General features: G+C 38.5%; 13 protein-coding genes. 9 read left to right on the forward strand and 4 right to left on the reverse strand.

Going from position 1 to position 13985, the window contains the following annotated elements; genetic code table 11:
* The first annotated feature begins 194 nt into the window (after positions 1–194).
* Positions 195–389 (forward strand): hypothetical protein, encoded by a 195-nt coding sequence (locus R8925_RS14760; RefSeq protein WP_430536551.1) that lies wholly within the window; start codon positions 195–197, stop codon positions 387–389.
* A gap of 201 nt (positions 390–590) precedes the next feature.
* Here R8925_RS14760 and R8925_RS14765 read toward each other — a convergent pair whose 3' ends face one another.
* Positions 591–2135, reverse strand: a complete 1545-nt coding sequence (locus R8925_RS14765) for a polysaccharide pyruvyl transferase family protein (RefSeq protein WP_430536552.1) — start codon at positions 2133–2135, stop codon at positions 591–593.
* Between the two features lie 169 nt (positions 2136–2304).
* Positions 2305–2454, reverse strand: a complete 150-nt coding sequence (locus R8925_RS14770) for a lmo0937 family membrane protein (protein WP_430536553.1) — start codon at positions 2452–2454, stop codon at positions 2305–2307.
* A 131-nt stretch (positions 2455–2585) separates the two neighbouring features.
* Here R8925_RS14770 and R8925_RS14775 point away from each other — a divergent pair, with 131 nt between their 5' ends.
* The 6 genes from R8925_RS14775 to R8925_RS14800 all read left to right on the forward strand — a co-directional run bounded on the left by R8925_RS14775 (position 2586) and on the right by R8925_RS14800 (position 9273).
* Positions 2586–3071 (forward strand): GNAT family N-acetyltransferase, encoded by a 486-nt coding sequence (locus tag R8925_RS14775; RefSeq protein ID WP_430536554.1) that lies wholly within the window; start codon positions 2586–2588, stop codon positions 3069–3071.
* A 106-nt stretch (positions 3072–3177) separates the two neighbouring features.
* On the forward strand, positions 3178–4236 hold the full coding sequence (locus tag R8925_RS14780; protein WP_430536555.1) for an acyltransferase family protein: 1059 nt from the start codon (positions 3178–3180) through the stop codon (positions 4234–4236).
* 500 nt (positions 4237–4736) lie between these two features.
* On the forward strand, positions 4737–6119 hold the full coding sequence (locus tag R8925_RS14785; RefSeq protein ID WP_430536556.1) for an amino acid permease: 1383 nt from the start codon (positions 4737–4739) through the stop codon (positions 6117–6119).
* Between the two features lie 116 nt (positions 6120–6235).
* Positions 6236–7240 (forward strand): inorganic phosphate transporter, encoded by a 1005-nt coding sequence (locus tag R8925_RS14790; RefSeq protein WP_430536557.1) that lies wholly within the window; start codon positions 6236–6238, stop codon positions 7238–7240.
* A gap of 213 nt (positions 7241–7453) precedes the next feature.
* On the forward strand, positions 7454–8107 hold the full coding sequence (locus R8925_RS14795) for an ABC transporter ATP-binding protein (protein WP_430536558.1): 654 nt from the start codon (positions 7454–7456) through the stop codon (positions 8105–8107).
* Entirely contained in the window at positions 8107–9273 is a 1167-nt protein-coding gene (locus R8925_RS14800) for a hypothetical protein (RefSeq protein ID WP_430536559.1), read from the forward strand. Before R8925_RS14795 ends, R8925_RS14800 begins: the two co-directional genes overlap by 1 nt.
* A 418-nt stretch (positions 9274–9691) precedes the next feature.
* On the opposite strand, the gene R8925_RS14805 is transcribed toward R8925_RS14800, so the two are convergent.
* Complete coding sequence (locus R8925_RS14805) at positions 9692–10192, reverse strand: GNAT family N-acetyltransferase (protein ID WP_430536560.1); 501 nt, start codon at positions 10190–10192, stop codon at positions 9692–9694.
* A 24-nt stretch (positions 10193–10216) separates the two neighbouring features.
* Complete coding sequence (locus tag R8925_RS14810; RefSeq protein WP_430536561.1) at positions 10217–10948, reverse strand: glucosamine-6-phosphate deaminase; 732 nt, start codon at positions 10946–10948, stop codon at positions 10217–10219.
* A gap of 267 nt (positions 10949–11215) precedes the next feature.
* On the opposite strand from R8925_RS14810, the gene R8925_RS14815 reads away from it, so the two are divergent.
* A complete protein-coding gene (locus R8925_RS14815) occupies positions 11216–12910 on the forward strand; it encodes a DUF6044 family protein (protein WP_430536562.1) in 1695 nt (564 codons plus the stop codon).
* Complete coding sequence (locus R8925_RS14820; protein WP_430536563.1) at positions 12903–13874, forward strand: glycosyltransferase family 2 protein; 972 nt, start codon at positions 12903–12905, stop codon at positions 13872–13874. The genes R8925_RS14815 and R8925_RS14820 overlap by 8 nt, the downstream gene beginning before the upstream one ends.
* Positions 13875–13985 lie beyond the last annotated feature (111 nt).

Genomic DNA, 13985 nt, shown 5'->3' on the forward strand with positions numbered 1-13985 from the left:
TGAGTCCGGTAGAATACCGTCTTCAGGCCAGCCAAGAGGTTTAATTAAATTTGGTACAACTTTTGGGGTTCAGTACATTCTTAAATTTGGAACAAGGCTTTTCACATTAAGAAGATAAAATATAACACGATATACCTGGTTTGATTATAATTATCTTACTGTTTTTTACTGGTAGTGCTGGTTTGCAATGAGTAGTGGTTGGAGGGAAAAGTGCTGAAAAAATTGTAGATGAAGCTTTTAAAGTATTTGGTATGTTATTTTTGGTTTTGTTGATTTGGTCTTATTTTGATAAAAATGGCGATGTGATTTATCAGGGGAAAACTTTTCTGATAGTGTTTTTATTAGCCCTAGTTGCTGGGGGATTTATCCGGGAAAGGCGTAAAAAATGAACGGAATGTTTAAGCGTCATTTATTCCAGCAAGTCTGGTTTGGGGGTCTGAATATCAATAATGCTAAAAAAATATTTTTAACCATATTTGCTGTTATGATTTTCTTGTTGTATATGCATACTGATATTCCATCTCTCACAACCCATACGCAGTAAAAAGAGCCTTCGCAAAATGCGGAAGCTCTTTTTCAATACAACAAAACTACCTACTTGTCACCTTACTTCTCACATTCGCTAAAGAATCTGCAATTTTTAAAGTAACTTTCACAGCTTTTCTATTCAAAGTACCTCTATAATGCTTAATTTTAGCATTCATTTTCTGATTTTCATCGATACTCATCTGTAATTTTTTGGTAGTATTCTCAAGTTCTTTCTCGATCGATTCATTTTTCTCTTGATGTGCAGCTATTTTTTGTTTGAATTCTGTTCGTTCATTTGAAAAAGAGCTTTTGACTTGAGTCAGCTGGTCATTCACGCGGTTAACGTGGTATCTTAGCTTGAAATCACTACGTTCCTGCAATAAATTAGAAGTTATTTTGATGCGTTCTAGCATTGCGCTTGCATCAAGTACTGTAACTGGTTCTGCGCTAGCTGGGAAGTCAATCGCTTGAGCGAGTTCATCTAAAGGTGCAGTTTTGCGATTCCTATCATCTTTATATATGTGATCCAGCTCGTTCGTCTCCAAGAAATCAATATAATTATCAAAATTCCGCGCTTGTACTTTTTCGGCGGATTTCAAATCTACTTTATTCAAAAGGTCGTATACATTATCAATGTTTTCCAATTCATCAATCGTGACGTGCGTAAGAGCATGATAAGAAGCCAATTCCCGCATTCTAGCATCTTGAACAAAAGAAATATTAGGTGTTCCAACGATTGTCGGGATAACATTGCCGTGCAATCGTGAACCTATGCTAAAATCGACATTTTTAACGAAATCAAACCAACTGGGCATGCTCGTAAAATATTTCACGCGCCCTTCTTGGTAATATTTATGGTCAATAGATGTTGGATAACCGGGAATATCGCTAAGGATATCAGGACCGCCTGCAAACATTAAATGAAACTCATCTAGATGTTGCGGAATGAAATAATAATCTTTATGCGTCTCAATCATACTGTTCAAGAATTGTACAGCAACTTCCGAGGAAATTGGAGAGGCATTAATTGCAATCGATGAATTTTCGGTCAAATGAACATCTCTAATTTTTAATTCGCGGCCAAATGTATAAAGCGATGGGCAACCAATAACGCGATAATCTACGCCTTCATTGAATCCTAATTTTTTCAGATAATCAGCTGTGATTTGTCCACGTACACCAATTTGAGACGATTTTTCAAGCACTGCTTTTACAAAATTGGTAACGTCTTCATCAAACGCGAAACCTGCATCTAGTTGCGGCTCATAGTTTGCTCGTAATCCAACGCCAGTAACTACGACGGGAATTTTTAAGCGGCGAATTAGCTCGGTATAATTCCGCAACGTAGGGCGAAAGTCATCGCGAAAAGCGTCTGCGAGTGGGATAATGTAGAGGTCGTAATGTGCATTAATCTTATCGGCCAAATTAGGGTTGGAGGATAGACCATCTGCATGTATTTCTACATCGTCATTCCATAGTGTTCGGTAGATACTGTATTGGTAAGCAAGATTTCCATTATTAAATCCTGTGCGATCTTTTAAATACATATCTTCAGCTGTATAAACATTGGTGGGGCGCATTCCAGATCTAATGAGTATTCTCTTCATTAAGATGCCACGTCCTTACAATTTTTATAATATATCTTATTAGAAGTATATCAAACTGCTATCAGTATGGGAAATTTTTAGTAAATAAGTTGCTGTTTTATATACTAATAAAGCCATCAAAAAAAAGCTATTTTGTCATCGTTACAAGAAACAAAACAGCTCTTTTCAATCACCCATTCCCCATAATCAAATTCCAAACGACCAAAGCCAAAGCTAAAACCAACAAAAGATGAATCAGCTTGCCGCCAATGCGTAGAATCAAACCGATAACCCAAACTACAAATAAAACTACAATAATTGTCCAGAGAATTCCTGCCATATGTATCCCTCCTAAACTTTGTTGTATCTATCTTTACCACATTGAAACAAGGTGAAACATTTGAACCAGTATAGTATCAAAACGCTAATATGTTAAAATAAAATCAAACTAACAAAAAAGGAATGATAAAAATGCCAATCCATATCACAGCTCAAACCGAATCGGACATCCCTGAATTATGGGAGATCGAAAAAAGCGTCATGATAAAAGGAACCACTCCGCACGTTGTCGGTGAAAATGATTATGAGCAGTTTAAAAAAGATGTCATGATACAAAATATGTTAGTTGCCAGAAATGAAGACGGTATCGTACTCGGTTCTCTTGTGTATCACAGTCCAGGCTCAGCTCCATCCCGCCAAAAACAATGGCTGTTTGGTATTTCGGTCGCAAAACATGCGCAAGGGCAAGGCGTAGGTAGGCAGTTGATTGAACATTTAATCGAGCTCGGCAAACAGAACGACATTGGTAAAATTGCACTCCGAGTGATGGCGACGAACACGAATGCCCTTCACTTTTACCAGCACCTAGGTTTTGAGCAAGAGGCCTATTTTAAACGTGAATTCTGGCTGGAAGATACGTGGATGGACGATTATCAGTTGGCGTATTATCTTGACTGATAGTTGTTTTATAACTTTTGGAATGGATAAATGAAGCTTAGCAATCAAAGAGGTGTCCCTGTATATATTATCTGATTTCATGATATAATTATTTTGGAGGTATATCATGACAAAAGATGTTAAATATAGCAATATAAAAGGGCTACTTATTTTTTTAGTTGTATTAGGGCATTTATTACTCATTGTAAGAGGCGGAATGGAGCCTCTTATTTTATTAATTTATTCCTTCCACATGCCAGCATTCATTTTTCTAAACGGATTCTTCGCAAAAAACGTGAATTGGAAAAAGATTCTAAATCTACTTTTGCTATACATAATTTTTCAATCTTTCTATGCAATTATTACGTATCTCACACATTATGGTGAAATATTCTTATTTCGGTTTACAACGCCAATTTTTCACTTGTGGTATTTAGTGAGCTTATCTTGTTTTTATGTAGTGGCAATCTTACTACGCAAAATAGGTGAACATCGGGTTTGGAGTCTGTTCATCGTAACTTCAATTTTGATTATTAGTGTGGGAATTCGCTGGTGGTCTACTGGATTCCTAGCTGAACATCCTACAATCTCAAGCCAGTTCCTATCGATTCAAAGAACATTTGTGTTTTTTCCATTCTTCTTACTCGGCTTCTACTTCGACAAAGCGATGATGAAAAAATGTAGTATGGTGCTTGGTGCTTTCAAATTTAAAACTTTATTCAGCTCCATTCTCATTTTCACTATCCTCTACGTACTATTTAGTAATCCAATACGATTTGAGAACGCGTTTTATGGTTTTTTGCCATCCCAAACATTTGCCAGTTCCATTTCGCAATTTCTAAAAATCGAGTTACAGCAATATCTAATCGCGCTTTTACTGATTACAATCTTGGTTATGGTCATCGATAATCGTGAAAGTGCGCTAACAAAATGGGGGGATAACTCGCTGATTATTTTTCTTTTTCACCCGTTATTTTTCTTCACCATTCGAATGTACGCTGCGGATTTTGCGACTTGGAATGTCTTTTTAAAACTTGCTTTTGTTGTCAGTATTTCGATTTTTGCCTGTAGCTCTTTAGTTGCGGTTAGGGGCTATATTGGCTGGCTTTTACATCCACTAGATACCATTATTAAATTACGCCAAGCTAGACAAAAAGAGCTGATTGAGGAAAAAACTAGTTTATAATAACCAAAACAAGCATAGTCCTGTCATGGTGCTGTGCTTTTTTGAAACTAAATAAGACGGCTAAATGAATTGGTACAGCAATATTTACTATGTGATTTTAATTTCTAAATAACGTATGAAAAAATACATTTATGATATATAAGTAGCTGAATAAACCCGTAGATTCACAAAGTTAGAATTCAGTTTGTACAATGGTCAATTTTAACCAAGAATTCAGTTTATTGACATTCTAAATTCAAAACAAAGTAAAACCCTTTATCTATCAATACTTATAAAGAAAAATAAAAATTATAAGCGTTCTTCTTTGTCGAATTAACGAATAGTGTGGTACAATAAACTCTAATGATAGCGTTTACATTGTGAAGTAAAAAAGTATGGTGTTTAAGCTTGTTTTGCTGTATGATAGAAGAATAATCTTGAAAGACATTGTTTCACAGAGGCTTGAGGTATTACCTGATTGGTAGTGTGCTAACTCGAGCAATAATAAGGGGGAAATACATATGTCAGAAGAACGATCACTTGAGAGAGGCTTAAAAAATCGCCACGTGCAGTTGATAGCGATTGGGGGCGCGATTGGGACTGGATTGTTCCTTGGTTCTGGTAAGTCGATTCATTTAGCCGGCCCATCAATTTTGTTTGCCTACACAATTACTGGGATTTTTTGTTTCTTAATTATGCGTGCCTTGGGAGAATTATTACTATCGAATTTGAACTATCATTCTTTTGTTGATTTTGTTTATGATTATCTGGGCAATGGGGCTGCGTTCGTTACTGGTTGGACGTATTGGTTCTGTTGGATTTCGATTGCTATGGCGGATTTGACTGCGGTTGGATTGTATACGCAATTTTGGTTTCCGAATGTAGCGCAATGGGTTCCAGGCTTGATCGCGCTCGTTATTCTACTCGTCATGAATCTTGCTACGGTGAAATTATTCGGGGAAATGGAGTTTTGGTTCGCGTTAATTAAGGTTATTGCAATTTTGGCTCTGATTATTGTTGGTTCATTTATGATTATTAAAGGATTTTCAACAGATGCAGGAGCGTCTAGCTTTACGAATCTATGGAGTCACGGTGGTTGGTTCCCTAATGGTGCGAGTGGCTTTATCTTATCGTTCCAGATGGTGGTGTTCGCCTTCGTGGGTATCGAGCTTGTCGGTCTGATGGCTGGTGAGACGAAAGATCCTGAGAAAGTTATTCCAAAAGCGATTAATAATATCCCAATCCGGATTATTATTTTCTATATCGGTGCGTTACTCGTAATTATGAGTATTTATCCATGGAATGACATTAATCCGGCGCAAAGTCCGTTTGTGCAAGTTTTTGCGGCTTTAGGGATTGCTGCTGCTGCTGGTATTGTGAACTTCGTTGTGCTAACTTCGGCGGCTTCAGCGTGTAATAGTGCGGTTTTCAGTACAAGTCGTATGGTTTACTCGCTTGCCAAAGAAAAGAATGCACCATATCCAATGACAAAACTAACATCGCATAAAGTTCCAGCAAACGCACTGTTCTTCTCGACAATCGTTATTTTAATTGCGGTTATCCTGAATTACGTGATGCCAGAAGGTGTATTTACGCTAATCACGAGTATTTCGACAGTATGTTTCCTATTTATATGGGGAATCACGGTTATTTGTCACTTGAAATACCGTAAAACGCGCCCAGAGCTGGCAGCGAAAAACAAGTTCAAAATGCCGTTATATCCGGTTGCCAACTATTTAATTCTTGCGTTTTTAGCGTTCATCCTAGTAGTTCTGGCACTAGCGGAAGATACGCGTGTGGCACTTTTTGTAACGCCAGTATGGTTCGTACTTTTGACTGGAATTTATCTCGTTCGAAAAGCAAAAGGACAAAAACAAGAAGAGAACGCGACAGATTTAGATTAAATATAATTTTAGAAGCGCTCCTTTTTGGAGCGTTTTTACGTTAAACTTGAAATTCCTCACATTCAGGCGCAAAATAGTATATGGAAGTAAAATGTTCATGATTAGGGGAATGTTGGATGGATTCGGTTATTTTAATTACTATTATTATCGTGATTGTTGGCTTGGCATTTGATTTTATTAATGGTTTTCATGATATTGCGAATGCAGTGGCGACAAGTATTTCGACGCGAGCGCTGAAACCGCGTGTGGCGATTAGTATTGCGGCTGTGATGAACTTCTTCGGTGCTATTTCATTTACGGGTGTAGCAGTGGCCTTGACGTCAAGCATTGTTGATCCATTTGCGCTCGAAAATGGTGAGTTTGTTGTAATGTGCGCGCTTATTTCAGCGGTAATCTGGAATTTGATGACGTGGGTTGCGAAGATGCCGAGTAGCTCGTCGCATGCATTGATAGGCTCGATTGCTGGGGCTTCGATCGCGTCAGCCGGGAGTTTTGGTGTGCTGAATTGGGGGGGCTTCACAACGATTATTATTGCGTTGATTATTTCACCAATCATCGGTTTTTCAGTCGGGTATTTGATTTATTCATTGTTCAAATTCGTGTTTCGGAATAAGAAATTGGTACAGACAAATCGACGTTTCCGAATTGTTCAGATTGGTACAACGGCGATGCAAGCGTATGCGCATGGCACGAATGATGCGCAAAAAACGATGGGTATTATTACGCTGGCCTTGATTACGAGTGGTCTGCAGACGGATTCCACGATTCCATTTTGGGTGCAAGTAAGTTGTGCGGCTGCGATGGCACTCGGTTCGTCAATTGGTGGTTATCGGATTATTAAAACGGTAGGTACAAAAATCATGAAAATAGAGCCTGTGACTGGTGTAGCGGCAGATTTAAGCTCACTTTCGGTCATTATGAGTGCGACGTTAATCCACTTGCCGATTAGTTCAACGCAAGTTATTGATAGTTCGCTGATGGGCGTTGGGACGGCGAATCATAAGAAGGAAGTGAACTGGCGAACTGGGAAAAGTATGTTGGTGACATGGATGATAACCTTACCATGTGCAGGAATTTTGGCGGCGGTAGTTTATTGGATAAGTGCGGCAATATTTTTATAATTTAAAAAAGGTTCGTCCGGATTAGATTATTGGAGTATTTTGGTTTTTAGACTTTACACATTCATCATTTAAATAAGGAAATATATGTTTTAAATTAAAAAATAGTGAATTTGAAATGCTAGGTATTTTATACTATGGCATTTTTTTATTTCTAAAAAACACGAGATAATTTTTTGTGTTATGCTTTGTTCATACAGACTAAAGAGGTGAGTTATGCTACAAGTAGAAAATGTATCAATATCTTTAAGAGAGAGGCTTTTAGAAGATATGAATGCCGTGTTTCACAGGGGAATGGCTTATGGGATTGTTGCTACGAATGGCTCCGGAAAGACGACGTTACTTCGAATTTTAGCAGGGTTGATGAAAACTCAGCGTGGGGCGATTTATATGGAGGAGAGCGGCGAACGGTTGAACTTAGTGGAGATCCGGAAAAAGCTATTTTATTACGAAACATCTGATTGGTTAGATGGGCACTTGTCTGCGCTTGATTATCTTAAGTTTGTGAATGCTAGCTGGGCAGGGAATAAGGCGGATATTGATGAAATTATTGAATACTGGGGCTTAGATCAATTTGTTAAGTTGCCAATTCGTAAATATTCGTTAGGTATGAAACAAAAGACGTTACTGGCGATGTATGCGGCCAGCAGCACGGATTATTGGTTGATGGATGAGCCAATGAATGGCCTGGATGATGCCAATCAAAAGCGTTTTATAGAATTTATGAAGGGTGCAAGAGAACAGGGGAAATGCATTATTTTTTCTTCACATCAAAACGATATACTTCATGAAATATCAGACAAAGTATACTATATAACTAATAAAAAATGGATAGACACAGCAGAAGACGTGCAGGAGGAATCGCGATAATGAGGCTGTATTTTAAGAAACTTTATAAAAATAAAGGAAGTTGGCTACCGATTGGTGTCTTTGTGCTAGCTGTTTTACTGGTGCTCATCCTGAATACGCGTGTGGGAGCAGATAGAAATTTGGAAGGAATGGAAAAAGAGGCGTTAGCTGCAAATAAAGAAGCGTTGGCTTTAAGTCAGCAGAGTTTGGGGTCAGCACAAACTCGAGAAGAAAAAGAGGCTTTTGCAGAAGGGAATAAACTTAGTGAGGCTCGCATAGAGAAGCAGCAGAAGGTAATTGATGCATATGGTAGTGGTAATTGGTCAGAGGCGTATAAAATAAAAATTGGCTTAATTAAAGAATCGTATGAAGGTTATGATGAGAGAATGCAGGATTATTCTGATATTAAAGAATCGATTTTTCGTGAAATTGCTATCTATACCCAATTAGCGGAACTGGATATTAAATCGGATCAAGAGGATATGGAAACGCAAGGTACGACGTTTTTATATAGGATGTTAGCAAGCTTTTTCCCAGTATTTTTTATAATAGTCCTATGTTTTACTTTAAACATGTCATTCACAGATCGATTTTACAATAATTTGGATAGAGCGATGCTACTCCCACAAAATTATGTCAAGGGGACAGCCGTGCGACTGTTATTTGGCTTTATAGTTGCATTTACTTTGTACCTGATGAGTTGTTTGTTAGCTTACTTACCAGCAAGTTTGCTATCGGGAGCTGGAAGTTTTGAGTATCCAATAGCCGTGGTGAGAGAAAAGGATTTTATAACGATGCCAGTGGGAAGCTTACTAGTTAAAGCGATAGCATTGCAACTTTTGGCAATCATCGTTGTTGTGTTAACAGTAGATTTAGTGAGTAAACTATGCAAACGGATGATGTCGACTTTATTTATATCTTTGCTTATTTTAGTGGTGCCAGTAGTTGCTGTTGGGAAAATTGTGCCGCTGAACAGATGGGCGGAATTTTTACCTGGGACTTATTTTAATACAGTTTCTGTGGTAGATAATTCATTGGCGATTTTATGTGATAATGCGAGAATTCATTTTTCGAATGGCCTGCTGGTGTTAGTTGTCACGACGATTGTCCTATTTATTCTAAACTTTGGAATTGATAGTCGCCGAAGTAAGGTGGTGAATTTAAATGCAGGTATGAAAACAACTTAGTTACAACGCTTTCGAAAGACTATAATATGATGAACAGGGGAGGCAAATATGAATAATAAGAACAGATGGGGTTACGCATATAAACTTTTATTGGTCATCGCTTTATTAATAGGGTCGATGAGTGCTGTTCAGCCAAGTGTATACGCAAAATCGGTGCCTTATATGGACAAATATGATATTAATTCCTATACAGGTAAAAGAACACGTGTTTCGAGTAAATCAAGGTTTGTTCCGAATAATGCATACTGGGTGTATACAACAAGGAATGTGATAAAGAGAGGCTGGAATTACACTAGATATATCAATATATTCCATTATTACGATAGTAAAACTAAAAAATATTATCATTGACTAAATAAAACAAGGCCGAATGTTGCTACTATCACTAGTATGATAGTAACACATTCGGCTTATTGTGCTATTCTAAAAATAACACCATATGTTCTTCATCAAAATACGTGTCATCAAGCTTCAAAGCATGTTTTTCAAGACTATAGGGTTGGAATCCAAGTGAAATGTAGAGTTTTCTTGCTAGCTTATTCGCCGTTACCACGGATAAATAGACTTGTTCCACACCTTCTAGCAGTTTGGCTTGCTCGATTGCTGTGCCAATCAAGGCTTTACCAACACCGCTACCACGTCTTTCTGGTGTGACGTACATGGCAACAATGTTGGCTCGGTGTCGCATTTTAATGCGATTTTCTCGAATTAAGGTTACAACGCCAACGAGATTCCCTCCCGAAAATGCACCGAATGTTAGGGAATAGGGTGATTGGAATCGAATTTCGTATTTTTGTAATGCATTATATTTCTCTTCTTCAAAACTTGTGGCAAAAGATGCCGGGCTTTCTTGGAGGGCTTGGAGTCTGATTTGGACGTATCGATCGATATCTGCCATTGTTAATAATCTGATTTCCATATTTTCACCCCTGATTCCAAGTTTTTAGTACTTAGTCAGTAATGATCCTGCTTCTTCGTCGATAATGAATACAACGTTCGGATGTTTTTGTAAAATAGATGCTGGGCAGTCTTCGGTAATAGGTCCTTCCAAAGTTGCTTTCACAGCCTCTGCTTTTCTTGTGCCAGAAGCAGTTACGAGGATTTGTTCGGCTTCCATCATATCAGCAAGGCCGAGCGTCAGCATTTGTTCTGGTGCTTCTTCGCGTGTGACTTTGTAGTAAAGCATCGTACTGTTAATTGTTGAATCATCGCTATCTGCCAGAAATAAGCGAGAATCAAAAGGTGTTCCTGGCTCATTTGCACCAAGGTGAGCGTTTACACCAAGACCAAGAATTTGTAAATCACGTTTGTTGTCAGCCAAAATCTTATTATAACGGGCAATTTCTTCGTCAAAATTGGACAAACTACCGTCTAATAAGGCAATCTCGCGAGGCTGTTTTTTAAGTTGATCGTAGAATTTTTGATGCATGTAGTTGAAAACGGTGAATGATTGCTCGCGGGGCGCGATAAATTCATCGAGATTCATCATAAATACTTTTTCGATATCGATTGCATCATTATTGACACCTTCTACGAGTTTTTCGAACATACCGTCATAGCTTGCACCGGTTGTTGTATTGATTACTGGATTTTCTTTAGAATCAATGACTGCTTTCACGACGTCATATGCTTTTTCGGACATTTGGTCATATGTTTTTGTACGGATAATTTTCATTAGTTCTCCTCCTTGTCATTAGCTCTAGAATAACGTTTTTCTGTTTATTTTGCAACATTCAGACTGGAAAAGCGATTTTGGGAAAATAAGTTGTTCGAAATAATAATTTTTTAAGAAGCTAATAAATAGTATACCAGGCCGAAAAAGTATTTGATTATGGTGATAAAGAGATTTTGCGTGTGCTTGATTTACTTTATCGTCTTTTTTTGCGATGTCTGGGAAGTATTGTTATAATTGAAAACAGATGCAAAAAAGAGGTGAAATTGTATGAAAACATGGTTCGTAGAAAGAAAACAGGAAATATCAGCAATTGCGTTGTTATTTATTTTTGTAGCGCCATTATTTATTCTTGGGGGAAATAGTCACATCCGAATTCATGATAACTTGGATTCTAATATGACGTGGTATCGTGTGTTACTTAATAGTGGCCATTATTTGGCGGAAACAGGGAGTAATATTCCTCAGATGTTGGATGGTTTTGCGCCGAGGGATGCATTTGATTCGCAGTTTGTTGGGATTGTGTGGTTGTATGCGATTTTTCCGACACCACTTGCCTTTGCGTTTAGTCAGCTAATTACACGAGTATTCGCATTCATTGGTATGCGACTGTGGTTACGGGATTACATCATTAAGGACCCATCAAAAAAATACATAACGCTTTTCGTTGCTTTGGCATTCGCCTTGACACCTTTTTGGCCGTCAGGAATGCTTAGTACCTTGGGAATGCCGCTTGCTCTATGGGCTTTCTTGAACATCCGTAAAGGGAAGAAAAGTATCTGGAATTGGTTGATTTTGACGCTGTTGCCGTTTTATTCAAGTCTAATTCTTGGTTTTTGTTTCTTATTATTTTTGGTAGCATGTATTTGGGTTTATGATATCGTGAAGAAACGTGGTTGGAACTGGCGCTTTTTTGGAAGTATTGCTTATATGTCGGCTATTTATTGTGTGGTGAATTATCGGTTTATCTCGCAAATGTTTTTTCAATCGAATGAGCCGGATTCAAGGAGTGCGTTTGATTTACCCAATAATAGTTTTTTAGGATCTATTAGGCTGACATTTAAGAACTTTACAATTGGTCATACGCATGATCAGTCACTTGCGACGTATGTCGTGTTACCGCTGATTTTATTGGCGTTCATTATGATATTGATAAGGAAAGAATGGCGTGGTCAAAAGCTGTTTTTATGGCTTCTGGGACTGAACTTTTCGCTGTCGGTTTGGTATGCCTTTTGGTGGTGGGGAGCTTGGAACCCTATTAAGGAACAGATTTCGATTATGCGGTCGTTTAACTTCTCTAGGTTTCACTTCTTGCAGCCGTTTATTTTCTATGGGTTATTTGCCTTGGCGCTTGTCTATTTTGCGAGTAAAGGTGGTTGGTGGAAGAAGCTAGCGATATTAGGGCTGGTTTTGCAGCTTGGTGTTGTGTTCGCTGGGAATTCAGAAATTATTTACCGAAATGCTGGCACGCCTTCGATTGATCAATTTTATGCGCGAGATCAGTTTCAAGAGATTAAAGATTACATTGGGAAGCCGCAGAAGGATTACCGGGTGGCGAGTATTGGGATTCATCCTTCAATTTCGCAGGAGAATGGTTTCTATACGTTGGATGGTTATGTGAATTCGTATCCGCTTAGCTATAAGGCAAAATTCCGTGAAATCATTGCGAAGGAACTGGATAAAAGCCCGTTATTGAAAGATTATTATGATGGTTGGGGAAATCGTGTGTATATTTTCTCTGCTGAACTAGGTAAAAACTATTTATTTGATAAAAATTCTACAAAACATATTAAAAATTTAGAGCTCGATACGAAGGTTTTTAAAGAAATGGGCGGGGAATATATCATTTCAGCAGTACCGATTGATAATGCCGCGCAGAATAATCTACATCTAGAGAAAACGTTTGAGGATAATCAGTCTGCTTGGAAAATATACCTGTACAAAGTAGGTGACTTGAATGCGTGATAAACCGATGTTAACAATCATTGTTCCTTGTTACAATGAGGAGGAAGTTTTGAATGAGACGATGCAACAATTGGGATTGGTGTTACGGGGAATGAAAGAGCGTTTCGCGATACATGAAGATAGTGACTTGCTGTTTGTGGATGATGGTAGTCGTGATAAAACGTGGGAAATCATTGCGGGTGCGATGGCTAAGCATGATTATATTAATGGTGTGAAGTTAAGTCGGAATTTCGGCCACCAGAATGCGCTTCTTGCTGGAATGCAGGCGGCAGAAGGGCGTGCAGATTGTATTATTTCGATTGATTCGGATTTGCAGGATGACGTTGAGGTTATTCCTGATTTTGTGGAAAAATATCGTGCGGGCTACGAGGTTGTTTATGGGATTCGTGATGAGCGCAAGACAGATACGCGGTTTAAGCGCGGTTCGGCGCATTTATTTTATAGTATGATGGGGAAGTTTGGGATTCATTTGGTGCCAGATCATGCGGATTATCGACTGCTTGGGAGTCTGGCGTTGCAGGAGATGAACCTTTTTCCAGAGAATAATATTTTCTTGCGTGGGATTGTGCCGCTGATTGGTTTTAAATCAGATAAGGTTTATTATCACCGAAAAGAGCGGTTTGCGGGTGAGTCGAAGTATCCTTTGAAGAAGATGCTTGCTTTTGCGGCGGACGGTTTGACTTCGTTTAGTGTGGCGCCGATTCGGTTGGTAACGGGACTTGGGGCGTTAATGTTTGTCATCGCAATTGTGATTGGTATTTATACGTTTATTCAGCATTTATCCGGTACAGCAACGACAGGATGGTCATCTTTAATGCTCTCGATTTGGGTCATTGGAGGCGTGCAAATGATTAGTCTCGGTGTCGTTGGTGAGTATATTGGGCGTATTTATTCTGAGGTGAAACAGAGACCGCGATTTATTGTGGAACAGAATTCATATGTTGATAGCGAGCGCCTAGAATAAGTTTGAATCATGGATGGGTATATTACTCATCCATGATTTTTGTGCGCCCAGCATGCGCAAATGCTAGGTGGTGAAAGTCCACTACAGGCTTGGCAGTAGGAACTGTTAGCT

It is taken from the genome of Listeria rocourtiae subsp. hofi, assembly GCF_963575615.1.
GTDB classification, from domain to species: domain Bacteria; phylum Bacillota; class Bacilli; order Lactobacillales; family Listeriaceae; genus Listeria_A; species Listeria_A hofi.

Excerpts from the sequence above, each read along its gene's own strand:
- R8925_RS14765 (WP_430536552.1), bottom strand. The coding sequence starts at position 2,135 with ATGAAGAGAATACTCATTAGATCTGGAATGCGCCCCACCAATGTTTAT.
- R8925_RS14770 (WP_430536553.1), bottom strand. The coding sequence starts at position 2,454 with ATGGCAGGAATTCTCTGGACAATTATTGTAGTTTTATTTGTAGTTTGG.
- R8925_RS14775 (WP_430536554.1), top strand. The coding sequence starts at position 2,586 with ATGCCAATCCATATCACAGCTCAAACCGAATCGGACATCCCTGAATTA.
- R8925_RS14780 (WP_430536555.1), top strand. The coding sequence starts at position 3,178 with ATGACAAAAGATGTTAAATATAGCAATATAAAAGGGCTACTTATTTTT.
- R8925_RS14785 (WP_430536556.1), top strand. The coding sequence starts at position 4,737 with ATGTCAGAAGAACGATCACTTGAGAGAGGCTTAAAAAATCGCCACGTG.
- R8925_RS14790 (WP_430536557.1), top strand. The coding sequence starts at position 6,236 with ATGGATTCGGTTATTTTAATTACTATTATTATCGTGATTGTTGGCTTG.
- R8925_RS14795 (WP_430536558.1), top strand. The coding sequence starts at position 7,454 with ATGCTACAAGTAGAAAATGTATCAATATCTTTAAGAGAGAGGCTTTTA.
- R8925_RS14800 (WP_430536559.1), top strand. The coding sequence starts at position 8,107 with ATGAGGCTGTATTTTAAGAAACTTTATAAAAATAAAGGAAGTTGGCTA.
- R8925_RS14805 (WP_430536560.1), bottom strand. The coding sequence starts at position 10,192 with ATGGAAATCAGATTATTAACAATGGCAGATATCGATCGATACGTCCAA.
- R8925_RS14810 (WP_430536561.1), bottom strand. The coding sequence starts at position 10,948 with ATGAAAATTATCCGTACAAAAACATATGACCAAATGTCCGAAAAAGCA.
- R8925_RS14815 (WP_430536562.1), top strand. The coding sequence starts at position 11,216 with ATGAAAACATGGTTCGTAGAAAGAAAACAGGAAATATCAGCAATTGCG.
- R8925_RS14820 (WP_430536563.1), top strand. The coding sequence starts at position 12,903 with ATGCGTGATAAACCGATGTTAACAATCATTGTTCCTTGTTACAATGAG.